Raw genomic sequence first — 22,965 nt, 5'->3', positions numbered from 1 at the left:
TGCCGATGTTCTAGGGTCGGCGTCCATGGACGTGGAGATCATCGAGCTGGGCCGGGACCGGCTGCCCGAGGTGGTCGAGCTGTGCCGGCTGTCGCTCGACCTGCCGGAGGACGCGGCCGAGGCGTCAGCGGTGGTGGTCACCGTGGCGGAGCGGGCCGAGGCGGACCGTCCGGTGCTGCGCCTCGGCGCGGTACGCGACGGCGCGCTGGTGGGCGTACTCGTCGGGTCGCTGTCGGCGGCCGATCCGCGCCTCGGCCACGTCGACCTGGTCGCTGTCGCGCCCAGGGAGCGCCGCCAGGGGGTGGGCGGGGCGCTGCTGACCGAGGCGGAGAGCCGGCTCGGCGCGCTCGGGGCGGGCGAGGTGCTGCTCGCCGGGAACCCGCCGCACTACGCCTGGCCGGGCATCGACGTGCGCTACACCCCGGCGGTCTGCGCCGCGCAGCGGCTCGGCTACCGGCAGGACCGTACCGCCTGGAACATGACCGCAGAGCTGACCGAGCAGTCGGCGGCGCTGCGCTCCACCGAGGCCGCCGAGCAGCGGCTGGCCGGGCGGGGCGTGACGGTACGCCGGGCCGGCGCCGACGACCTGCCGGCGCTCGCCGCGTTCGCCCGGTCCACGTTCGGCGGCACCTGGGACGGTGAGCTGGCCGGTTCGGTGGGGCGGCCGGACGCGGGTGTGCACCTGGCCGAGCGGGACGGCGAGATCCTCGGGTTCGCCGCGTACGGGTCGGCGCGGCCGAGCTGGTTCGGGCCGATGGGCACCGCACCGGCGGCGGAGGGCTCCGGGATCGGTGGCGTGCTGCTGCGCCGCTGCCTGCGCGACCAGGCGGCCGCCGGGATCACCGCGGCGCAGATCGGCTGGGTGGGGCCGGTGCCGTTCTACTCGAACGCGGCCGGGGCCCGGATCGAGCGGGTGTTCTTCCTCTACCGGAAAGCCCTCAAAGGGGCATAGACGTCAATAGCGCCATTCGGCCTCCTTCGCCATCGACCGGGCTCTACGGTCGGAGCAGAGGAGGCGGTGCATGACCACGAATGACGAACGGGCCGAGGATCCGACGGCGGGCCGGCGCCCGGCCGACGAGCTTCCCGGCCAGCTCCCGTTCGACCGGCTCGACGTCGGCGACGCCGAGCAGCTCGCCGAGCTGACCGGCGCCGACGGGCCACCGGTGGAGGAGCCACGGCAGCCGGTGGACGAGCCGAGGCGGCCGCCACCGCCGTACGACCGGGCGCACAAGCGGCGCAACCAGCGCCCGCTGCCCACCTGAGCCGGGTACGCGGAAAGGGGGCGGACCGCTGACGCGGCCCGCCCCCTTCGGCGTACTGGATGGAGCTGGACTCAGAAGTCCATCTCCCCGCCACCCGGACCAGCCGGGGCGGCCGGGGTCTTCTCCGGCTTGTCCGCCACGACGGCCTCGGTGGTGAGGAACAGCGCGGCGATCGAGGCGGCGTTCTGCAGCGCGGAACGCGTCACCTTGGCCGGGTCGATGATGCCCGCGGCCAGCAGGTCCACGTACTCGCCGGTCGCGGCGTTGAGGCCGTGACCCGGGTCGAGGTTGCGGACGCGCTCGACGACGACGCCACCCTCCATGCCGGCGTTGACGGCGATCTGCCGCAGCGGGGCGTCCAGCGCGATCTTGACGATCTGCGCGCCGGTGGCCTCGTCGCCGGCCAGGTCCAGCTTGTCGAAGGCGGTCTTGCCGGCCTGCACCAGCGCGACGCCACCACCCGGGACGATGCCCTCCTCGACGGCGGCCTTCGCGTTGCGGACGGCGTCCTCGATGCGGTGCTTGCGCTCCTTCAGCTCGACCTCGGTGGCCGCGCCGACCTTGATCACCGCAACACCGCCGGCCAGCTTGGCCAGACGCTCCTGCAGCTTCTCCCGGTCGTAGTCGGAGTCGCTCTTGTCGATCTCGGCCCGGATCTGGTTCACCCGGCCCTGGATCTGCTCGGCGTCGCCGGCACCGTCGACGATGGTGGTCTCGTCCTTGGTCACCACGACCTTGCGGGCGCGGCCCAGCATCTCGAGGCCGGTCGCGTCCAGCTTGAGGCCGACCTCCTCGCTGATGACCTGGCCACCGGTGAGGATGGCGATGTCGGTCAGCATGGCCTTGCGGCGGTCACCGAAGCCCGGCGCCTTGACGGCGACCGACTTGAAGGTGCCACGGACCTTGTTGACGACCAGGGTGGCGAGGGCCTCGCCCTCCAGGTCCTCGGCGATGATCAGCAGCGGCTTGCCCGACTGCATGACCTTCTCCAGGATCGGGAGCAGGTCCTTCACCGACGAGATCTTGCTGTTGACGATCAGGATGTACGGGTCGTCGAAGACGGCCTCCATACGCTCCGGGTCGGTCATGAAGTAGGCGGAGATGTAGCCCTTGTCGAAGCGCATGCCCTCGGTGAGCTCGAGCTCCAGGCCGAAGGTGTTGCTCTCCTCGACGGTGATGACACCTTCCTTGCCCACCTTGTCCATCGCCTCGGCGATGATCTCGCCGACGCTGGGGTCGGCGGCGGAGATGGAGGCGGTGGAGGCGATCTGCTCCTTGGTCTCCACGTCCTTGGCGAGCTTGAGCAGCTCCTCCGAGACGTTGGCCACGGCCGCCTCGATGCCCCGCTTCAGGGCCATCGGGTTGGCGCCGGCGGCCACGTTGCGCAGACCCTCACGGACCAGGGCCTGGGCCAGGACGGTCGCCGTCGTCGTGCCGTCACCGGCGACGTCGTCGGTCTTCTTCGCGACCTCCTTGACCAGCTCGGCGCCGATCTTCTCGTACGGGTCCTCGAGCTCGATCTCCTTGGCGATGCTCACACCATCGTTGGTGATGGTGGGGGCACCCCACTTCTTCTCGAGCACGACGTTGCGGCCCTTGGGGCCGAGGGTCACCTTCACGGCGTCGGCGAGCTGGTTCATGCCCCGCTCGAGGCCGCGGCGCGCCTCTTCGTCGAACGCGATCATCTTGGCCATACGGCGTTGTCCTCCTGGACACTCACGGGCCACCCGGATGCCCGGATGGGCCGTCTGGTGTACGCACCTTGGGGACGTCGCCACCTGGCGACGACGACGTCTCCTCGGTCGGGCCGGACAGCCCGCGACGACCGGCCTCGTACCGCTCCGGCACCCCTTCGGACACCGGCGCGGCCGTGGCCCTACCGCCCCGACCTTCTGGCACTCACCGTACGCGAGTGCCAATGACTTGTTTAGCACTCTCCCTAGCCGAGTGCAAGCACGACAGCCCCGCTCAGCCGAGTTCCGCCGCCAGCCGGGCCGCGTTCACCGGGCCTTCCTGAGCCCGCTGTTCGGCGTACGTGACCACCAGCCCGACCTGCTGCGCCAGGTACGCCGGGGCGGCCAGCAGGGCGCCGAACACGGCGAGCGCCACGGCGCCGATCGCGGTGCCGACGGCCGTCATCGGCTCGACGCCGAACACCGCCCCGCTGATCCCGCCCACGACCGCGTCCAGCACCGTCGACGCGACGAGCACCGCCATCACCAGCGCGACCCGGCCCAGCACCATGCCGAACCGGCTGTGGAACATCCGCCACGCCCGCCCGATCGGCTCCCGCCGCTCGAACAGGTAGACCGGACCGAACAGGGCCAGGGCGAACGCGGCGTAGAGGCCGGGCAGCAGACAGAAGCAACTGCCGATCATGACCAGCAGCGAGACCAGGAGCGTCCAGCCCCACAGGCCGAGGGCACGGCGCAGCCCGTACCGGAAGGCGGCGCCGAGCCCGGTCGGCTCGCCGGCCGCCTGGCGGGCGACCACCCAGGTGCCGGCGGCCCACCCCGCCGCCTGGAGCAGGCCGAAGACCAGCCCGGCGGACAGCAGCACGCCGTAGAAGGCGAACATCTGCCCCCAGAAGCCGGCCGGCAGCACCGGCGCGCCGTCCGGGGCGGTCGCCAGCTCGCCCTCGGGGCTGAAGACGAGCGTGAGGACGCCGATCACCGCCGCCGGGACCACCTGGGTGAGCAGCACGATCGGCAGCAGTTGCCGCCAGCCGCGCCGCAGCGCCGCGAGGCAGCGGGCGAACCAGGGGCCGATGCCCGCGTGCGGCGGGTTGACGAGCGGATCCTGCGGGTCGATGCCGGGAAACCAGCCGGCGTACGTCCCGGGACCGGCCGGCACCGGGTACGCCGCACCCGGGACCGGGTAGGCCGCGCCGGGCATCGGATAGCCCGGGTACGCGGGGCCGCCCCAGCCCGGCGGCGGAGTGCCCGGAGCGTTCCAGCCCTGCGGCGGGGTGCCCGGAGCGTTCCAGCCGTGCGGCGGAGTGCCCGGAGCGTTCCAGCCCTGCGGGGTGTGGCCGGGTGGGCCGTCGCCCGGCGCGGTCCAGCCGGGCGGGGCGCCCCAGGCGGGTTGGCCGGCCGGGTTCGGGGCGCCGGGATGCGGGCTGTCGTACCCCGGCTGGTCGGGCACGATCGGCACGGGGCCGGTATGACCGGCCCACGGGTCGGCGCCGGACGCGCCCGAGCCGCGCGTGGCCCCTCCGGTGGCCCCCGACGGTCCCGGTGCCGGATCGGCAGCAGGAGGCGGGGACGCGGTCGGGTCGGCCGGAGGGCCGGACGCCGCCGGCTCGGTGGAACCCGACGGGGGCAGATCGGACATGGGCCCTCCTCAGCGACTACGGCTGGAACGGCTCATGATCTTCCATGGTGGTCGGCCGCGACGCAGCCCCGGTCCGGGGTCCGGTCGCGGGAGCACCGCCCGCCGCGGTTCAGGCGATGACGCGGACCCGCTCGGCCTGCGGCCCCTTCTGCCCCTGCGCGATCTCGAACTCGACCCGCTGACCGTCGTCGAGCGCCTTGTAGCCGTCCATCTCGATCGCGGAGAAGTGGACGAAGACGTCCTGCCCGCCGTCGACGGCGATGAAGCCGTAGCCCTTTTCGGCGTTGAACCACTTCACGGTGCCCTGTGCCACGGTGCACTTCCTCACTCTGCGCGGCGTTCCAACACCCGGAGACCGGCGGACCGGCACCGGCGGCGCACCGATTCAGCAATCGGTGATGCTGAATTCAGTGACCGAAATCGCACGCTACACGAGGCGTGACGGCGGCGCACGACCACAAATCGGGCATATTCCGGGGCGTACCCGGGCCTGTCGCACACCCGCGGCGGGCCGTCCGGTATGCATGCGGCATGACCAGCGCGACCGCCACGACCACCGTCCGCCGGGTCCGGCCGACCGACGCCGCCCGGATGCGGGCGCTCCGGCTGGAGATGCTGGCCGACTCACCGCTGGCCTTCCTGGAGACGGTGGCCGAGGCCGCCGCCCGGCCGCACGCGGAGTTCGCGGCCCGGGTCGCGGCCGTCTCCCGGGGCGACCACACCGCGCAGTTCGTGGCCGACCCGGGCGGTCGCCTGGTCGGGCACGCCGGCGGCATCGCCGCGCCGGACGAGCCGGGCCTGACGCTCGTCTACGCGGTCTACGTGACGCCGGCCCGGCGGGGCAGCGGCCTGCTGGCGGCACTCGTCGACGAGGTGGCCGCCTGGTCGCGCGCCTGCGGACGGCCCGAACTGATGATGGAGGTGGTGGTCGGCAACGACCGCGCCTACCGGGCCTACCAGAAGCTGGGCTTCGTGGACACCGGGGCACGGGTGCCGCACCCCCGGATCACCGGCCTGTACGAACTCCAGATGCGCCGCGCGGCCTGAGGACGCATCCGGGTGCGTCGGTCGTCACCGCGACGACCGACGCACCCGGAACCGGTGACTCAGGCGTGCCGGCGGCTCTGCACGATGCGGAACCGGTTGGCGACGTACGCGCCGTCGGTCAGCGCCGAGTTGGCCGCCGCGTTCGCGCCCGAGCCGTGGAAGTCGGAGAACGCCGCCGACTGGTTGACGAACACCCCGCCGGTCAGGTTGCAGGACAGGTGCACCCCGGCGTCGATCGCCGCCGCCTCGGCCGCGTCCAGCACCGCCTCGTCGGTGGAGTAGACGCCCGCGGTCAGCGCGCCCTTCTCCCCCACCGTCTCGCGCAGGATGCGCAGGCTGTGCTCGGTGGAGTCGGTGGCGATGGCGAACGAGATCGGCCCGAACCACTCCCGCGAGTAGGTCGCGGTGTCGGACGCGTCCAGCTTCACCACGGTCGGCGTACGCACCACGGCGCCGGGGAAGGACGGGTGCTCGACGGTGCGCGACTCCAGCACCGGCTCGCCGACCTTGGTGACCTCCTCCAGCCGCTCCAGCACGCCGTCGTTGACGATCGCGCCGGTCAGCTCGACGCCGCGGGCCGGGTCGGCGGTCAGCTTGGCGACCGCGCCGGCGATCCCGGCGGCCACCTCGTCGAAGCTCTTGTGCCCCTGGTCGGTGTCGATGCCGTCGCGCGGGATCAACAGGTTCTGCGAGGTGGTGCACATCTGGCCGCTGTACAGGGTCAGCGTGAAGCCCAGGTTGCGGCAGAGCCCGGCGAAGTCGTCGGTGGAGTCGATCACCACCGTGTTCAGGCCGGCCTTCTCGGTGTAGACGGCGGCCTGCCGGGCGTTCGCCTCCAGCCAGTCGCCGTACTCGGTGGAGCCGGTGAAGTCGACGATCTTCACGGCCGGGTGCAGGGCCAGCGTGGTGGCGAGCTTCTCGCCGTCCGTCTCGGGGGCGAGCTGCACCAGGTCCGGGTCGAAGCCGGCCTCGGCGAGCACCTGCCGGGCGTACCGGACGGTGATCGCCAGCGGCAGCACCGCGCGCGGGTGCGGCTTCACCACCACCGGGTTGCCGGTGGCGAGCGAGGCGAACAGACCGGGGTACGAGTTCCACGTCGGGAACGTGTTGCAGCCGATGACCAGCGCGACCCCGCGCGGCACCACGTGGAACGTCTTGGTCATCCGCAGCGGGTCGCCCTTGCCGGCGGCCTTCTCCCAGCCGGCCGTCCCCGGGTGACGGGTCATCTCCGCGTACGCGTAGGCGACCGCCTCCAGCGCCCGGTCCAGCGCGTGCGCGCCACCGGCCTGGAACGCCATCACGAACGCCTGACCGCTGGTGAACTGCACCGCGTTGGCCAGCTCGAACACGTTGCGGTGCAGCCGGTCCAGGATCTCCAGGCAGACACCGGCCCGGGCCTGCGGGCCCGCGTCGCGCCAGGCGGGCAGCGCGGCGCTCGCGGCGGACACCAGCTGGTCGGCGCCCGCGTGCGGGTAGCGCACGTCCAGCGCAACCCCGAACGGGCTGACCTCGGTGGCCACGGTGGTGCCGTCACCGGCCTGGTCGAGCGGGAAGTCCCCGCCCAGGTACGCCTCGAAGGCGGCCTTGCCGTCGGCGGCGGCGGTCTCGCCGTACACCCGAGGGCTGGGCGACTCGGGGTAGGCCGACCAGTACCCGCGCTCCGCGATGGCGGTCAGCGCCCGGTCGAGGGTCTCGCGGTGCCTGTCGTACAGGGGGTGCGGGGTCTCCGTCATGCCCGCCATCATGCAACAGAAAGGCACCAGATCAGTAGGGGCGTGTCACAACTCAGATCGTCAACTGCCAGTCGACGGATCCGGCGGCAGGGCGGAAGCCGAGCTGTTCGTTGATCGCGATCATGTGGCGGTTCGCCGCCGCGTTCCAGGTGTCGACGGCCCGCAACGCCGGTTCGTGCGTCAGGGCGTACGCCAGGTTCCCGGCCTTGCAGAGCAGGCCGAGCCGGTGGCCGCGGTGGCCGGGGTCGACGATGGTGATCTCCTGCCAGGCGTGACCGGTGCTGCCCGCGTCCAGGCCGAGCTGGGTCCAGCCGACCAGCCGGCCGGATGCCTCGTGCACCACGCCGGTGTTGTACCGGCGTACGCCCCGGGCGTCCAGCGCCCGCTCCGCGTCCCGCACCCGCGCCGCGCCCATCTGCTCCGGCTCCCAGTCCAGCTCACCCATCGGCGCGTCGAGCAGCAGCCGGCCCTGGAGGTAGGCGACGTCCGCGACGTACTCCTCGGGGGTGTGGTCGCGCCACCGCACCGGCCGGTACCCGGTCGCCGCGGCGCGGGCCTCGGCCAGCAGCGCGCGCAGCCGGTCGCGGTCGAGTCCGGCCACGTCGAGGCGGCGGCGGACGTCGGCCAGCGCCGGTTTGGCGCCCGTCGCGGCGGCGAACGCGGCACCGGGGAACACCCGGTCCTCCTCGCCGGGCAGCGCGGCGACCGTCGCGCCGACAAGCCGCTTGCCGCCGTGCTCCCGCAGCAGCCGGACGCCGTGCTCGTGCAGCGTGCGCCCGATCCCCCGCCGCCGGTACGCCGGGTCCACCGTCAGTTCGACGCTCGCGTTCTCGGTGTTGTCGATCGTGTGCAGGTAGAGCCGCAGCCAGCCGACGGGCTGCCCGTCCCACCGGGCCACCAGCCAGCGCGTGTCGATGCCGGGCATCGGATGCCACAGCGGCGCCTCGAACCGCCGCCGGCAGGGGTCGGGCAGGTCGGGCTCGTCGACGGCCTGCGCGGCACACGCGATCCGGTAGACCGCGTCGAGCGTCTGCCGGTCGGTGGGGTCGAGCGGCGTCACGGTCGGCGTCATGCCACTGAGGGTGCGCCGGACACAGCGAAGGGGCCAGCGGTTTTCCGCCGGCCCCTTCGGACGTTGGTCGGGAGGGACGTCCGCACAACGCCTCCGGCGTTGGGTCGCAAGAACTTGAAAAGTCTCCGGCGGATGCCCTCCCGCACGAAGCATCTTGCGCCGTCCGGTTCCTGCCGTCAAGTCCTTGAGGGCGGTTTTCTGGCACTCACCGCACATCACCGGTTACCCACCGGTCTCACCCGATCCCCCACCCGGGCGAGCCCACCTCCCCCACTCGGCCCGCCCGCTCCGCCCGCTCCGCCCGCTCCGCCCACGGCGGTGATCAAGGAGTTCGTGTCCCGAAACGGCACGTCCGGCGACACTTTCTCCTTGATCACCGCACAGGCGGCGGGGTGACGGGCGACGGGCGGCGGGACCGGGCGGTCAGGTCAGGAGACCGGCGTCGCGGGCGGCGCGGAGGCTGGGCTTGATGCGGTGGGTGGGGCCGACCTGGGCGGCGACCGCGTCGAGCGTCTTCAGGCCCTCGCCGGTGTTGAACACCACCGTCTCGGCGGCCGGGTCGAGCCGGCCCGACTCGACCAGCTTGCGCAGCACCGCGACCGTCACGCCGCCGGCCGTCTCGGCGAACACCCCGGTGGTACGGGCGAGCAGCCGGATGCCCGCGCGGATCTCGTCGTCGTCGGCGTAGTCCATCCAGCCGCCGGTACGGCGGACCGCCTCCAGCGCGTACAGCCCGGCGGCCGGGTCGCCGATGTTCAGCGACTTGGCGATGCCGGCCGGCTTGACCGGCGTGATCGTGTCGGTGTCGCCGTGCAGCGCGGTGGCGATCGGGTTGCAGCCGGCCGACTGCGCGCCGAACACCTTCCAGCCGCCGGCCGGCGCCTCGACCAGCCCGATCTCGACCAGCTCGGCGAACGCCTTGTCGATCTTGGTGAGCAGCTCGCCGCTGGCCATCGGAATGACCACCTGGGCCGGGATCCGCCAGCCGAGCTGCTCGGCCACCTCGTAGCCGAGCGTCTTGGAGCCCTCCGCGTAGTAGGGCCGCACGTTCACGTTGACGAACGCGGTGTCCTCGAACTCGTCGGTCTCCACCAGCTCGCCGCAGAGCCGGTTCACGTCGTCGTACGAGCCGTCGATGGCGACCAGGTCGCCGCCGTACACCGCGGTGGTGACGACCTTGCCCTGCTCCAGGTCGCCGGGGATGAAGACGATCGACGGCACGCCGGCCCGGGCCGCGTGCGCGGCGACGGAGTTGGCGAGGTTGCCGGTGGAGGCGCAGGCGTAGCGGGTGAAGCCGAGCGCCCGGGCCGCGGTGAGCGCCACCGAGACGACCCGGTCCTTGAACGAGTGGGTGGGGTTCGCGCTGTCGTCCTTGACCCAGAGCGGCGCGGTGAGCCCCAGCTCGGCCGCGAGGTGCGGGGCGGCGACGAGTGGCGTCAGCCCCGGGTCGAGCGTGACCCGGGTGGCCGGTTCCTGACCGGCCGGCAGCAGCGCCGCGTACCGCCAGATGTTGTCCGGACCGGCCTCGATCTGCTCGCGGGTGACGGTGGCCAGCACGGCGGTGTCGTAGTCGACCTCCAGCGGCCCGAAACACTCGTAACAGGCGTGCTGCGCGGCGAGCGGGTACCGCGCCGAACAGGCGCGGCAGACCAGGGCGCGGGCCGGGCTGAGGGAGGTGTCGATACCGGTGGCGACGGGAAGCGTCGACGTCATGTCGAGGATTTCCTCTCATCTTTCCCCGCATCGCCGGGTGCGGCGGGGACGGAATTGGCACCTGCCCGCCGTCGCTCGTCGTCGAGCGTGCGGGTGGTTGCCGGGGCGTCGTCGGGCCGTATCCCTCAGCCCCTCTGGATGAGGTATTCAGTTGTGCCGCCGAGTCTAGGCGCTGCTCACGGCCGCGCCACCCCGGGATCCCACGCTGTGGGCCGGCTCAGCGTCCGACCACCGCGACCGGGTCCACCACCGCGGGCCGGTCCACCACCGCGACCGGCTCCGGCGCCGTCGTGGTCACCGCTGCCGAGCGGGTACGGGTGACGAGATTCGCGGCCACCAGGGCGGCGATGGTCAGCCCGGCGCCCACCAGTTCCACCGCGACCGGCCGGTAGCCGCGCAGGATCTGCACCGCGAACGTGGCCACCGGCACCAGGTTCATGAACAGCGCGGCGTCGGCCGGGCCGAGCCGCCGTACGCCGGTGTTCCACGCCAGCACCGCGAGGACGGCGGCGACCAGCACCGCGTACGCGAGCTGCGGAGCGATCGCGACGAGGTCGGCGGCGGCCGGGGCGTGCTGGAGTCCGGTGAGGTCGGCGACGGCGCTGGCGGCGATCATGGCGAGCATGCCCGCGACGGCGGTCAGCGTGGTGTAGCGCAGCGCGGACCACTCGGGGAACCGGCTCGCGCCGTGGGTGTAGAACGCCCAGCCGAGCACGGCGCCGATCATGAGCAGCCCGCCCCAGCCGAACTGGCCCAGTCCGTCGAGCCGGCCGCGCGTGATCACCAGGCCGACGCCGGCCAGGGCGACGAGCGAGATGCCGAGCAGGGCCGGACGCGGGCGGACGCCGTCGCGTGCCCAGCGGACGAACTGGGTGACCAGCGGCACGGTGGCCGCGAAGAGCGCGATCTGCTGCGGTGCGGCGTGGCCGAGGGCGAGGTTCATCAGCGTGTTGAACCCGGCGAAGCCGAGCGCGCCGAGGAGCACCACCTCGACGCCGCGCCGCTGGGTGGCCAGGGCGGTGACCCCCTCGCGGGCCAGCAGCAGGGCGAGCAGCACGGCGGTGGCGAGCACGTAGCGGGCGGTGGTCAGGTTGAGCGCGTCGACGCGGGTGAGCGCGCTGGCGAGCACGGGGAACATGACCCCCCAGCTGACCGCGGCGAAGATCGGGAGGGTGGCGTGACGGGAACGCATCGCAGCTCCTATGTTCGAATACCGTCGAACCAACGGCACGACTCTAGGAGCTTGTTCGACGATTGTCGAACATGGGTTATCGTAGTCACATGGAGCTGCACGAACCCGAGCTGCGCGAGGTGCCGGTCACCGCCGTGCTGGCGGCGCTGGCCGACGACGTCCGGCTCCAGATCGTGCGGGCGCTCGCGCCGGGCGGGGAACACGCCTGCGGCTCGTTCGAGTTCGGCGTCTCCAAGGCCACCCGCAGCCACCACCTCAAGGTGCTGCGGGAGGCCGGCCTGACCCGCACCCGGGTCGCCGGGACCACCCGCTACGTGCGGCTGCGCCGCGAGGAACTGGACCGCCTCTACCCGGGTCTGCTCGACGCGGTCCTCGCCGAGCGCGGCGGAGTGGCATGATCGCCGGATGCGGAAACCGGCGCGCCTGATCGGCGTCCTCACCGGCGTGACGCTGACGGCCGCCTGCGCCCCGGCGCAGGGGCCCGCCGACGGGCGGCTGCCCGCCCCGCCGCCCACTGGAGTCGACCCGCTGACCACTGTGCCGCCGCGACCGGGCGCCCCCACGGCCGAGCCGACGCCCGCCGCCACCTGCTCCCCGGAGGGCATCGCGATAACCGAACTCGGGGTGAGCGCCGCGATGGGGCTGCGGGCGATGGGCCTCGAGTTGCTCAACTGCGGCGACCGGCCGTACGAGCTGAGCGGCTACCCGGCGGTCACGCTCCGGGACGCCGACGGCGACCCGGTCAAGGTGCGGATCATCCCGGGCGCCAAGCCGATCACCTCCGGCTTCGACCACCCGCCCACCCGGATCGTGCTGGCCCCCGGCGAGCGGGCCGGTGCGGCGCTGATCTGGCGGAACCTGGTCACCGACCCGACGGTGGTGGCGACCGACGGCACCGAACTCGACGTCGCGCCCGCGGCCGGCCGGCCGGCGTACCCGGTCGCCCTGGACGGGCCGATCGACCTCGGCAACACCGGCCGGCTGGGCGTCAGTGCGTGGGAGCGCCGCAGACCCGGCCCGGCCGACACGCCCACGCCGGCCGCCCCACCCCCGCCATCGACGACTCCGCCGGCCAATCCGCTGTAGAACCAGAGCCCGGCACGGGAGCACCCCGACCGGGATCTGGTTCGGCGGCGAACGCTCAGACCGGGACCGAGGCCGGTGCGACGGCGGGCTCGGCCGCGGTGGACCGGCGCCGGGCCAGCAGCGCGTCGAGCGCCCAGTTTCCCGGGCCGAGCACCGCGACCAGCAGGAACGACCAGCAGAAGAGCGCGGCCAGCTCGCCGCCGTTCTGCATCGGCATCAGGTGGTCCGGCTGGTGCACCACGAAGTACGCGTACGCCATCGAGCCGGAGGCGAGCAGCGCGGCCGGCCGGGTGAACAGGCCGACGAGCACCAGCGCGCCGCACACGAGCTGGATCAGCGCCGCCCACCAGCCGGGCCAGGTGCCGAACGGGACGGCCCCGCCGGTGGCCGGGTTGCCGCCGAAGACGCCGAAGATCGAGGCGGCGCCGTGGCAGAGGAAGAGCAGGCCGGTGACGATGCGGAACAGGGACAGCACAGGGGCTTTCAACTGCGCCGGGATCATGGGAAACCTCCTGGTACGGGTGCCGGACGCCGTCCAGGATGGCGGGACCATTGATTGATGTTAATCGATTTCTTTGCAGGCGGGACAATCTCGTGGGAACGCTCCCATGATATGGGCCGGACCGCTTCCGTGGCGACCCGTCCGGTCACCTCAGCTCGTGACGTCCTTGCGGGTGAAGCGCCAGAAGGCCAGGCCCCAGAACAGCGTGGCGTAGACGACCGCCGAGAACGCGCCCTTGACCACGTCGTCGGTCTGCATCGGCGTGGACAGCAACCCCAGCCAGGCGCTGCTGTAGTGGGTCGGCAGCAGGTTCCGCAGCCCGCCCAGCGCGGTGATCTGGTCCAGGATGCTGGACAGGATCCACAGCAGCACCGCCCCGCCGACCGCGCCGAGCGCGGCATCGGTGGTCACCGACAGCAGGAACGCCAGCCCGGCCACCACCAGCAGCACGACCGCGAGATAGCCGAGCACGCCGAGCAGCCGCAGCAACCCGTCCGCCGGGGCCAGCTCGGCCGAGACCTGGCTGCTCAGCGGCTTCCAGCCGTACCGGAGCGTGCCGGCGAGCAGCGCGGTGCCGGCCAGCAACAGCAGGGCCAGCCCGGAGTACGCGAGCGCGACGACCAGCTTCACCGCGAGCAGCCGGGCCCGGGGCACCGGCACGGCGAGCAGGTAACGCAGACTGCCCCAGCTCGCCTCGCTCGCCACCGTGTCCCCGCAGAACAGCGCCACCACCACGACCAGCAGGAACGACGCGGACACCAGGATCGAGAACAGGGTGAAGTTGAGCCCGCCCGAGGTGGCCAGGTCGGCCAGGCTGGAGAACTCGCCGCGCCCGCCGCCGTCGTCGTCCCCGGCGTCGAACTGGAACGCCACCAGGATGATCAGCGGCAGCAGCACCATGAACCCCAGGGCGAGCTGGGTACGGCGGCGCGACGCCTGCCGCCGGAACTCCGCCGCGAACGGGAGCGTGGCCGAGGGCCGGTAACCGGCCGCCGCCCCGCCCGCGCCCGGCGCCGCCGTGCCGGACGCGTCGCCACCAGGCGACGATGCCACCGACGAACCCGCCATCACCGGTCCCCGCTTCCCCGAGAGTTCTCGCCCACCAGGGCGAGGAACGCGTCCTCCAGGCGGCGCCGGGGCACCACCCGGTCCACTCCGATGCCGGCGCGGACCAGTTCGGCCACCACCTCGCTGCGGGCGGTGCCGTTGGTGTCGACCACCAGCCCGCCGTCGACGTCGGGCAGCACCCGTACGCCGCCGAGCCGGCCGAGCACCGTACGCGCCGCGTCCGGGTCGCTCACCTCGAACAGCACGCTCGGCGACTCACCGACGATCTCCTCCACCGGGCCGGACGCCACGATCCGCCCCTTGTTCACCACCACCGCGTGCGTGCAGGTCTGCTCCACCTCGGCGAGCAGGTGGCTGGAGACCAGCACCGCCCGGCCGTCGGTGGCGTAGCGCTGGAGCACCCGGCGCATCTCGGCGATCTGCGGCGGGTCCAGCCCGTCCGTCGGCTCGTCCAGCACCAGCAGCTCGGGCAGGCCGAGCATGGCCTGGGCGATGGCCAGCCGCTGCCGCATGCCGTGGCTGTACTTCTTCGTCCGCCGGTGCACCGAGGCGCCCAGGCCGGCGATCTCCAGCGCCTCGTCGAAGTGCGCGTCCTCCCACGGCCGGCCGGTGGCTCGCCAGTACGCCTTGAGGTTGTCCAGTCCGGACAGGTGCGGCAGGAATCCCGGCCCCTCGACCAGCGCGCCGATCCGGGACAGCACCGGCGAGCCCGGCACCAGCCGGTGACCGAAGACGTAGATCTCACCGGCGGTGGGCTGGGTCAGCCCCATCAGCACCCGCAGCGTGGTGGTCTTGCCCGCGCCGTTCGGCCCGAGCAGGCCGACCACCTGACCGGGGTGCACCTCGAAGTCCACGTCGGAGACGGCGACGAAGCCGTCCGCGTACTCCTTGCGCAGGTTGCGCACGGCGAGCGGGACGCCCGCGTACTCCGGGTGCACGGAGTCGTCCTGACGGCGGTGCCGGCGGCGGGTGAGCAGCACGACCACGACGAGCCCGGCCACGATCGCGGCGAGCAGTCCGGCCAGCGCCCAGCGCCAGATCGTGGCGGTGGTGGGGATCGGCGTGGCGTCGACCGCGGGCAGCGTCAGCGGCCCGTCCGCGAGCGCCACCGTGTGCACGGCCGGTTCCGGGGGCGAGGCGTACGCCTGGTCCGACGTCGCCACGACGAGCCGCAGCCGGTGCCCGGCCTCGACCCGCCGGACGATCCCCGGCAGCGTCACGGTGACCGGCGTGGCCGCGTCGACGGTGGCCGGCAGGCCGGTCAGGCGCACCGGCGCGACCAGGCCGGACGGCAGCGTGGCCGCGCCCTGCGGGTCGACGTCGTAGAGCTTCACGAACAGCACCGCCTCGCCGGTCGGTGAGGCGGCCCTGATCCGCACGGTGGGCGCGCCCACCACGTCGACCGGCTCGTCCAGCGGCGCCGACTCGAAGCGGGCGTGCTGGCCGGGGATGTCACCGGCGACGCCGTCCAGCAGCGAGCCGAGCGCGCCCGCGAACGGCACCGAGGAGATCGCCGCCGGGTTGCCGTTCGGCGGTACGGCGACCGGCTGGGGCGGACCGGCGAGCGTCACCTCGCGGCGGCCCTGGCCGGTCAGGCCCGGATAGTCGGCGGTACGGAAGCCGGTCGCCACCAGGCCCCGGTCGAGCGCGTCGAACCCGGCGATCCGGGAGAACGTGAACGTGTCGCCGGGGGCGGCCCCGTCCCCCTTGACGTAGTGGTCGAGCCACTGCGCGGTCAGGAACTTCACCCGGTCGGAGTCGGAGGTGGGTCCGGAGCCGCCGTCGTGGCCGCCGGTGAACCAGGCGACCCGTACCGGCGTACCGGCTGCGGCGATGCCCCGGGCGTTGGCGTCCGCCTCGGCCAGCGGGAAGAGCGTGTCCGCCTCGCCCTGCACCAGCAGCGTCGGCGACTTGATCCGGTCCAGTACGCCGGCCGGCGACGACCGGCGCAGCAGCTCGACCGCCGCCGCGTCGGCCCGGCCCGTGGTGGCGATGCGCAGGTACGCGGCGCAGACGTCGGCCGCGAAGCGCCCGCAGGACAGGTCGGCGGCGCCCGCCGGCGCGCGACCGGGACCGGTGCCCGGCCCGGCGCCCGGCTGCGGGCTCGGCGGGCCGGCGGACTGGGGTGCGCCCTCCGGTGCGGCGGCGGTGGCCCCGGAGAGCCCGGCCGGACCGGAGCCGGCGTTCCCGCCGCCGCCGAAGAAGATGCCCGCCCAGCCCTTCTTGAACACGCCGTCGGTGGGCTGCCGGCCGCTGCTCTCCGGCAGGAAGGCCCGGGACAGGTCGTTCCAGGTGATCATCGGGACGATCGCGTCGACCCGCTGGTCCTGCGCGGCCAGCAGCAGGGCCAGACCGCCGCCGTACGAGCCGCCGACCACTCCGACCCGGGGGTCACCGACCGCGTCGAGGCGGATGTCCGGCCGCTGCGCGAGCCGGTCGAGCAGCCGCTGCGCGTCCCGCACCTCGTAGTCGGGGTCGTCCAGGTGGATCTGACCGCCGCTGCGCCCGAACCCGCGGGCGGTCCAGGTGAGCACCGCGTACCCGCGGGCGACCAGGTCCTCGGCGTCGGAGCGGACCGAGTCCTTGGTCCCGCCGAAGCCGTGCGCCAGCAGCACCGCCGGTACCCGGTTGGACGACGAGGCGTCCGCCGGCAGGTAGAGCGTGGTGTCCAGGTCCACCGGCTCGTCGCCGGAGGGACCGGAGCGCACCGTCACCGTCCCCGGCTCGGTCCGGAAGTCCGTGCCGTCCGGCCGGGCCGCCCAGACCAGCGCGGCGGCGACGAGAACGACCACCACAACTGCGGCGACGATGCGGCGCGGACGGCCGGCCAGGGCGCGCCGGAGCCGCGCGGCGGTTGATCTCATGCGCCACACGGTACGGGCCGACGCCTGAGCATTCGCTGAGATCCGCCGTACGTCTGTCCGGTTGCACCGATCGTCGCGTAGCGTCCGTCATCCGCCAAAGGTCCAGAGCATCCCAGCGGGACGTATTCGGATCATGTGAATTCACATCTACGGGCGCAAACCATCGTCGATGTCACTTCTCGGCAACACGATCGCACGCTACGTACCATTCGCCCTGACGCAGGGTCACCCAAAGTGGACTGACGTGAAGCCGACTCATCGGCCGAGGTCCCACCCGCGTCCGGTTCGGCTACTTTTCCGGTCCGGTGCACGGGACTGCGTACGGCGACCTCCCGGGGCACCGATCGCCCCGCCGTCGCCGGAGGAGACACACCATGACAGTCCCCGCGTCGCGGGTTCGTCGGCGGCCCGCCGTACCGGGCCGCACGCTCGCCCTGGTCCTGGTGCTGGCGCTGCTGGCCCCGCTCGGGCTGATCTTCGTCCAGGCCGAACGTGACTTCGCCGACGACCACGACCTGGCGAGCCGGGAACGTCTCGGCGTCCGCTACCTGCGGGCCCTCGGGCCGGTCACCGACACGCTGGTGGAGGCCCAGGCCATCGCCGTCGCCGAGGGGGCCGTGTCCCGCGCCTCGCTCGCCGCCGCCATCGAGGGCGTCGCGGAGGTGGACAACGCCGTCGGCGACGAGCTGCGCACGCACGAACGCTGGGCCGGGCTGCGGGCCAAGCTGGAGGCGCTGCCGGACCGCGGGATCGGTGACCCCGAGGCGGCGTACCGGGCCTACGGCGAGGCGTCCGACCTGCTCCTGGCCCTCTACCGCAAGGTACGGGAGAGCTCCGGGCTGATCCGCGACCCCCGCTCCGACTCGTTCTTCCTCCAGGACGGCATCGGCGGGGACCTGCCCACCGCGACCGTGCTGGCCGGGCGGCTCGTCGACCTGGCCCGGCTGTCCGCCAAGCGCCCCGCCGCCGAGCGCGCGCGGGTGGGCGCGGAGCTGGCCGAGCTGCGCGTCTCCGCGCTCGGTCCCGCCACCGACCTGGTCGCCGACCTGCGCTCGGCGGTCGACAGCTCGGAGAGCACCGACCTGGGCGCCAACGTGCTCACCCCGCTGGACACCTACCAGCGTTCCCTGGAGACGTTCGCGACCTACTCGGCGCCCGGCGCCGGCCGGGCCGCGCCGAGCACCGACCAGCTCACCCGCGCCGGGATCAGCGCCCAGAACGCCGCCAAGGAGCTCCGCACGGTCATCCTCGACCAGCTCGACGCGCTGCTCGTGGAACGACTCGACGCCCTGGAGCGGGACCGGCTGCTGGGCCGGATCGCCGCCGGGGCGGCGGTTCTGCTGATCGCCGGGATCGTCGCGCTGCACGTCGCCGCGCTGCGCCGGGACCGGTCCCGGGCCACCCCGGCACGCCGGGAACCGGCCGAGGCCGCACCGGAGCCCACTGTCCACCCGGACCCGCCGCTCACCGGGCCCGGGGCCGACCGCCAGCCGGTCGCTGTGGGGCACGGTGGCGACGCCGACCGGTGGAGGCCGTTCGATGCTGCTCGGTAGGTTACGCATCCGGGGCAAGCTCGCCCTGCTGGTGATCATTCCGCTGCTCAGCATGGTCGGACTGGCCGTACCGGTCGTCATCGACCGGGTGACCACCGCCCAGCGGGCCGCCGACACCGCCGAGACCGTCCGCGTCGCGAGCCGGGTCGGCAGCCTGGTCCAGGACCTCCAGCAGGAACGTCTGCTCTCGGTCGGGCTGCTGCTCGGGCGGGTGAGCCGCACCGAGCTGATCCAGAAGTCGGCCACCGTCGACGACCGGGTCGCCGACCTGCGCGCCGAGCCGCTGCCGTCGGCGGTCCGCGACAGCCTCGACGGGGTACGGCGGCTGGAGGACGTCCGCAACGCCACGCTCTCCGGCCGGGCCACGCCGCAGCAGATCCTGACCGTGTTCGGCGAGGTCGACACCGCCCTGATCGACGCGTTGCGGCTGCCCTTCCAGGTGGACACCGACACCGCGGCCGGACGGCAGGTGCTCGCCCTGGACGCGCTGCTGCGCGTCGACGAGGCACTGAGCTCGTGCACCACCCAGATCGTGCTGGTCAAGGCGACAGGCGATCCGCTGGTGGCCCAGTCGTTCGTGGCGTGCATGGCGGGGCTCAACGTCGACAACCGGCGGTTCCGCAAGCTGATCACGCCCGAGCAGCTGAAGGTGGCCGAGCTGGACGACGCGGCGGTGGCCGCCCGAACCAGCCCGACGTTCCTGGTGGACAGCCTCCGGGATCCGGTCGGGGCGATCGCGCCGGTGCCGCTGGACGTGCTGTTCCCGTCGGCCCGGTCGATGATCACGCTGGGCCAGTTCGTGGAGAAGAAGGTCGTCGCGGACGTCATCGCGGAGACCCGCGCCCGGGAACGGGAGGCCTTGACGGCGGCCTGGCTGGTCAGCCTCGCGGCGGCGGCGATCCTGCTCGTCGTGGTCCTGCTGAGCATGACTGTGGCGCGTACGGTGGCCCGGCCGCTGAGCCGGCTCACCCGCTCCGCCGAGCGGGTCGCCCGGGTCACCGAGGCCGAACTGACCCGCGTCGCCGACGACGAGTCCGAGACCGTCCCCCCGGTACGCCTCGACCCGGTGGAGGTCAGCGCCCGGGACGAGATCGGGGATCTGGCCCGCGCGTTCGACCGGGTGCAGCACACCGCCGCCCGGCTGGTCGAACGGCAGGTCGCCGGGCGGCGCAACGTGGCGCAGATGTTCGGCCACGTCGGCCGCCGTACGCAGAACCTCGTCGGCCGCCAGATCGCGCTCATCGACCGGCTGGAACGGCAGGAGACCGACCCGGGCCGCCTGGAGCACCTCTACCGGCTGGACCACATCTCCAGCCGGTTGCGCCGCAACGCGGGCAGCCTGGTGGTGCTCTCCGGCGCCACCGGCTCGGACGGTCACGTGGCGCCGGTCCCGCTGGCCGACGTGGTCCGGCTCGCGCTCGGCGAGATCGAGGACTACACCCGCGTCGACGTGGAGGTGCCACCGGGCGTGGCGGCGTCCCCCGCGATCGCCGGCGACCTGGTGCTGACGCTCGCCGAGCTGATGGAGAACGCCACCTCGTTCTCACCGCCGCACACCCGCGTGGTGGTGACCGGTGAGCTGACCGACGGCGGGGCCCGGCTGGTCGTCGTCGACCACGGCATCGGCCTGACCGAGGACCGGATGGCCGAGGAGAACTCCCGGTTCACCAGGCGGGAACGCCTCGACCTCGCCCCGACCGAGGTGCTCGGCCTGTTCGTGGTCGGCCGGCTGGCCCGCCGGCACGGCTGGAGCGTCCGGCTGAGCCACACCCCCGGTGGCGGCGTCACCGCCGCCCTGGAGATCCCGGGCGCCTCGCTCGTGATCCGCCGCCCCGAACCGGTCGGCGTCAGCGCCGGGCGGGCCGCGGTGCCCGGCGCCCGCGAGCCGGAGCCACCGGCCGCCGAGGCGCCGACCGGCTTCGACGCCGAGTTGCTGACCCGGGCCACGCGCAGCATGTCCAGCGGCGACCCGTGGAACGCCTTCGGCAGCCAGGCCGACACCGCGGAGGCGGACGAGGACGCCGATCCGGCCACCGGCGGTCCGCCTCCGGTCTGGCCGCCGGCGGCCCGGCCGTCCGGACCGGGGGCGCGTCCCGGGCACGTCTCCCCGCCGACACCGGTCGTCGGCCCGGCCCCGGCCGCTCCCCCGGCCGCCGGGCCGACGACCGGCCCGACCCTGACGCCGCCGGTCACCCGCCCGACCCTGACGCCGCCCACCGGCCCGGCCCTGGCGCCGCCGCCCGCCGGTCCGGCCCTGGTCCCGCCTCCGGCCGGCCCGGCGCTCGCCCCGCAGCACGGTCCCGGGCTCGCGCCGCAGCACCGCCCGGCGGTCACGCCGCAGCCCGCGCCGGGGCTCGTGCCGCCACCCGGTGGCGCCCGCCCGCAGACGCCGGCCGGGCCATCCCCGGCCGTGCCGGCGCCGACCGGACCGAGCCCGGTCGGGCCGCCCGCCGGCCGGCCCGGTACCCGGTCGCCGATCCGGCAGCGGGTGCCCGGCGCGAACCTGCCGGCCGCACCACCGGCACCACCGGCCGGACCGGCCGGACCGGCCACCGGCGGGCCGCTGATCGGCGTACCGGCGGACCCGTCGAGCGTCCGGGCCCTGGTCGAGGCGTTCCAGGACGGGGTACGGCGGGCCGAGGGCGACGTCCACCACGCGCCCCCGGCCGCGGAACGGCCCCGGCTCAGCCGTCGGGTGCCCGGCGCGAACCTGTCCGTCTCCCCGGCGCAGTCCGCGCCCCCCACCAGCTCCGACCCCGGCGACCCCGTCGAGGTCCGTAACCGGATCAGCGAGTTCGAGGCGGGCGTCGCCCGTGCTCTGCGCGAAGTCAGTACCGACCGCCGCTACGAAGAGGACCCATCACGGTGACCAGCCCCTTCCTCCACGAGAACGTCGAACAGAGCACCACCGGCGACCTCAGTCCCGAGGCACGCACCTTCAACTGGCTGCTCGACTCGTTCACCTCCAGCACCGCCGGGGTGATGGAGGCGATCGCGGTCTCCTCGGACGGGCTGCTGATGGCCATGTCCGCGATCAAGGACCGGTCCAACGCGGAACGGCTCGCCGCCGTGGTCTCCGGCATGACCAGCCTCGCCGGGGGCGCCGCGAGCTGGTACGCGCTCGGCGCGCTCAACCGGGTGATCGTCGACATGGCCGAGGGATACCTGCTGATCAGCGCGATCAGCAGCGGCTCGGTGCTCGGCGTCGTCGCCGACCGCACGGCCAACCTGGGCACCGTGGCGTACGAGATGACGCTCTTCGCCGGCCGCGCCGGCGGTGCCCTGAGTCCGCGCCTGATCGCCGAGCTGAAGAACGCCGTACAGCAATGAGCCCAGGGGCCGCCGGCGCGGACCCGGAGCCGGAACCCGGCTTCCGGATCCGCCCCTTCCTGCACGCGTCCGCTCCGGTGCCGGAGCCGGACGCGGGCGACGGGGAGCCGACCGGCCCACGCCCCTTCGTGCTGACCTCCGGACGGGTGGACGGTGACCCGGCGATCGGCCTGGAGACCCAGGTCACCGCTCGTCCGGGCAGCACCTCGTGGGCGGTGACCGCCCGGTTGGCCCCGGAGCTGGCGGCGATCGTCGCGATCTGCGCCGAGCCCGTCTCGGTGGCCGAGATCTCCGCCCGGACCCGGATGCACTTCGGGGTGACCCGGGTGCTGGTCGGCGACCTGCGGGCCGCCGGCCATCTCGACGTGCACGTCGCGGACGTCGACGACGCCCTCGATCCCGACATCATCCTGCGAGTGATTGATGGACTTCGTGCGATCTCCTGAATGGCCGGCGGCCGCCACGGGCGGGCCGTCCGCCAACAGCGCCCCGAGCCGCTACGGCGGCCCGGCGCCGCTGATCGGCCGGGCCACGCCGCCCCCGCCCACGCCGCCGCTGCCGTACCTGCCGCCGGGTGTGCCGCCGGCCGAACCGGCACCGATCGTCAGCCGGGTGCCGGCGCCCCGGCCGCCGATCCCGGTCAAGATCCTCATCGCCGGCGGGTTCGGTGTCGGCAAGACCACCACCGTCGGCGCGATCTCCGAGATCGCGCCGCTGACCACCGAGGCGGAGATGACCACCGCCGGCATCGGCATCGACGACCCGGGCGGGGTCGCCGGCAAGACCACCACCACGGTCGCCATGGACTTCGGCTGCGTGACCATCGACCGCAGCCTGAAGCTCTACCTCTTCGGTACGCCCGGACAGGCGCGCTTCGGGTTCATGTGGGACGACCTGGCCCGGGGTGCGCTCGGCGCGCTCGTGGTGGTGGACAGCGCCCGGCTCGACGACTGCTACCCGGCGATCGACTTCTTCGAGCGGTCCGGGCTGCCGTTCGCGGTGGGCGTCAACGCCTTCGACGGCCGGCTGGCCCTGGACCTGCCGTCGATCCGCTGGGCGCTGGCGATCGGTGAGCACGTGCCGCTGGTGCAGTTCGACGCCCGGGACCGCCTCTCGGTACGGGACGCCCTGCTCGTCGTCCTGGACCGCGCGCTGGACCGGGCCACCCGATCCCGGGCAGGCTGAACCGGCAGTCGTTTCGATCCGT

General features: G+C 73.7%; 20 protein-coding genes and 1 riboswitch. Of the genes, 10 read left to right on the top strand and 10 right to left on the bottom strand.

The window, feature by feature from the left end; translation table 11 throughout:
• Positions 1 to 25 precede the first annotated feature (25 nt).
• Both V6U82_RS14420 and V6U82_RS14415 read left to right on the top strand, forming a co-directional pair.
• Positions 26 to 952 (top strand): GNAT family N-acetyltransferase, encoded by a 927-nt coding sequence (locus V6U82_RS14420; protein WP_334461375.1) that lies wholly within the window; start codon positions 26 to 28, stop codon positions 950 to 952.
• Positions 953 to 1,022: 70 nt separating this feature from the next.
• Positions 1,023 to 1,265, top strand: coding sequence for a hypothetical protein (locus tag V6U82_RS14415; RefSeq protein ID WP_128138499.1), 243 nt, complete (start codon positions 1,023 to 1,025; stop codon positions 1,263 to 1,265).
• 71 nt (positions 1,266 to 1,336) lie between these two features.
• Here the strand turns inward: V6U82_RS14415 and groL are convergent, their stop codons facing one another.
• From groL to V6U82_RS14400, 3 genes are all read right to left on the bottom strand, one after another.
• Complete coding sequence (groL, locus tag V6U82_RS14410) at positions 1,337 to 2,959, bottom strand: chaperonin GroEL (RefSeq protein WP_018787968.1); 1,623 nt, start codon at positions 2,957 to 2,959, stop codon at positions 1,337 to 1,339.
• Positions 2,960 to 3,233: 274 nt separating this feature from the next.
• On the bottom strand, positions 3,234 to 4,418 hold the full coding sequence (locus V6U82_RS14405; protein WP_334461372.1) for a hypothetical protein: 1,185 nt from the start codon (positions 4,416 to 4,418) through the stop codon (positions 3,234 to 3,236).
• Between the two features lie 289 nt (positions 4,419 to 4,707).
• The gene (locus tag V6U82_RS14400; protein ID WP_013288855.1) at positions 4,708 to 4,911 is read right to left on the bottom strand and encodes a cold-shock protein; all 204 of its coding nucleotides are present in this window, start codon (positions 4,909 to 4,911) and stop codon (positions 4,708 to 4,710) included.
• A gap of 218 nt (positions 4,912 to 5,129) precedes the next feature.
• On the opposite strand from V6U82_RS14400, the gene V6U82_RS14395 reads away from it, so the two are divergent.
• Complete coding sequence (locus V6U82_RS14395) at positions 5,130 to 5,645, top strand: GNAT family N-acetyltransferase (protein ID WP_334461367.1); 516 nt, start codon at positions 5,130 to 5,132, stop codon at positions 5,643 to 5,645.
• Positions 5,646 to 5,704: 59 nt separating this feature from the next.
• Here the strand turns inward: V6U82_RS14395 and paaN are convergent, their stop codons facing one another.
• The 4 genes from paaN to V6U82_RS14375 form a co-directional block, all read right to left on the bottom strand.
• Positions 5,705 to 7,378, bottom strand: coding sequence for a phenylacetic acid degradation protein PaaN (paaN, locus tag V6U82_RS14390; RefSeq protein ID WP_181726750.1), 1,674 nt, complete (start codon positions 7,376 to 7,378; stop codon positions 5,705 to 5,707).
• A 52-nt stretch (positions 7,379 to 7,430) separates the two neighbouring features.
• Positions 7,431 to 8,450, bottom strand: coding sequence for a GNAT family N-acetyltransferase (locus V6U82_RS14385; RefSeq protein WP_334461365.1), 1,020 nt, complete (start codon positions 8,448 to 8,450; stop codon positions 7,431 to 7,433).
• A 423-nt stretch (positions 8,451 to 8,873) separates the two neighbouring features.
• On the bottom strand, positions 8,874 to 10,163 hold the full coding sequence (thrC, locus tag V6U82_RS14380; RefSeq protein WP_128137911.1) for a threonine synthase: 1,290 nt from the start codon (positions 10,161 to 10,163) through the stop codon (positions 8,874 to 8,876).
• 12 nt (positions 10,164 to 10,175) lie between these two features.
• Positions 10,176 to 10,308, bottom strand: a riboswitch (SAM riboswitch).
• 72 nt (positions 10,309 to 10,380) lie between these two features.
• Positions 10,381 to 11,355, bottom strand: a complete 975-nt coding sequence (locus tag V6U82_RS14375; protein ID WP_334461362.1) for a DMT family transporter — start codon at positions 11,353 to 11,355, stop codon at positions 10,381 to 10,383.
• 89 nt (positions 11,356 to 11,444) lie between these two features.
• Between V6U82_RS14375 and V6U82_RS14370 the strand changes: the two genes are divergently transcribed.
• Entirely contained in the window at positions 11,445 to 11,753 is a 309-nt protein-coding gene (locus V6U82_RS14370) for an ArsR/SmtB family transcription factor (protein ID WP_091425503.1), read from the top strand.
• Between the two features lie 7 nt (positions 11,754 to 11,760).
• Positions 11,761 to 12,441 (top strand): DUF4232 domain-containing protein, encoded by a 681-nt coding sequence (locus V6U82_RS14365; RefSeq protein ID WP_334461358.1) that lies wholly within the window; start codon positions 11,761 to 11,763, stop codon positions 12,439 to 12,441.
• 55 nt (positions 12,442 to 12,496) lie between these two features.
• Here V6U82_RS14365 and V6U82_RS14360 read toward each other — a convergent pair whose 3' ends face one another.
• From V6U82_RS14360 to V6U82_RS14350, 3 genes are all read right to left on the bottom strand, one after another.
• On the bottom strand, positions 12,497 to 12,943 hold the full coding sequence (locus V6U82_RS14360) for a DoxX family protein (protein WP_128137913.1): 447 nt from the start codon (positions 12,941 to 12,943) through the stop codon (positions 12,497 to 12,499).
• A 150-nt stretch (positions 12,944 to 13,093) separates the two neighbouring features.
• Positions 13,094 to 14,011: an ABC transporter permease subunit gene (locus V6U82_RS14355; protein WP_334461355.1), complete on the bottom strand. Its 918-nt coding sequence runs from the start codon at positions 14,009 to 14,011 to the stop codon at positions 13,094 to 13,096.
• Positions 14,011 to 16,875 (bottom strand): alpha/beta fold hydrolase, encoded by a 2,865-nt coding sequence (locus V6U82_RS14350; RefSeq protein WP_334461353.1) that lies wholly within the window; start codon positions 16,873 to 16,875, stop codon positions 14,011 to 14,013. The genes V6U82_RS14355 and V6U82_RS14350 overlap by 1 nt, the downstream gene beginning before the upstream one ends.
• Before the next feature lie 374 nt (positions 16,876 to 17,249).
• Between V6U82_RS14350 and V6U82_RS14345 the strand changes: the two genes are divergently transcribed.
• The 5 genes from V6U82_RS14345 to V6U82_RS14325 are packed head-to-tail and all read left to right on the top strand — an operon-like array spanning position 17,250 to position 22,943.
• Entirely contained in the window at positions 17,250 to 18,428 is a 1,179-nt protein-coding gene (locus tag V6U82_RS14345) for a hypothetical protein (RefSeq protein ID WP_128138691.1), read from the top strand.
• Entirely contained in the window at positions 18,415 to 21,297 is a 2,883-nt protein-coding gene (locus V6U82_RS14340) for a sensor histidine kinase (protein WP_334461352.1), read from the top strand. Before V6U82_RS14345 ends, V6U82_RS14340 begins: the two co-directional genes overlap by 14 nt.
• Complete coding sequence (locus tag V6U82_RS14335) at positions 21,294 to 21,758, top strand: roadblock/LC7 domain-containing protein (protein WP_013288866.1); 465 nt, start codon at positions 21,294 to 21,296, stop codon at positions 21,756 to 21,758. The genes V6U82_RS14340 and V6U82_RS14335 overlap by 4 nt, the downstream gene beginning before the upstream one ends.
• The gene (locus tag V6U82_RS14330) at positions 21,755 to 22,204 is read left to right on the top strand and encodes a DUF742 domain-containing protein (RefSeq protein ID WP_120572877.1); all 450 of its coding nucleotides are present in this window, start codon (positions 21,755 to 21,757) and stop codon (positions 22,202 to 22,204) included. Before V6U82_RS14335 ends, V6U82_RS14330 begins: the two co-directional genes overlap by 4 nt.
• Complete coding sequence (locus V6U82_RS14325) at positions 22,182 to 22,943, top strand: GTP-binding protein (protein WP_199733027.1); 762 nt, start codon at positions 22,182 to 22,184, stop codon at positions 22,941 to 22,943. Before V6U82_RS14330 ends, V6U82_RS14325 begins: the two co-directional genes overlap by 23 nt.
• Positions 22,944 to 22,965: the final 22 nt, after the last annotated feature.

Source organism: Micromonospora sp. CPCC 205554 (assembly GCF_036902745.1).
Classification (GTDB): domain Bacteria; phylum Actinomycetota; class Actinomycetes; order Mycobacteriales; family Micromonosporaceae; genus Micromonospora; species Micromonospora tulbaghiae.
Note: the sequence above shows the minus strand (reverse complement) of the source record. Positions and strands in the feature narration are given on the sequence as shown.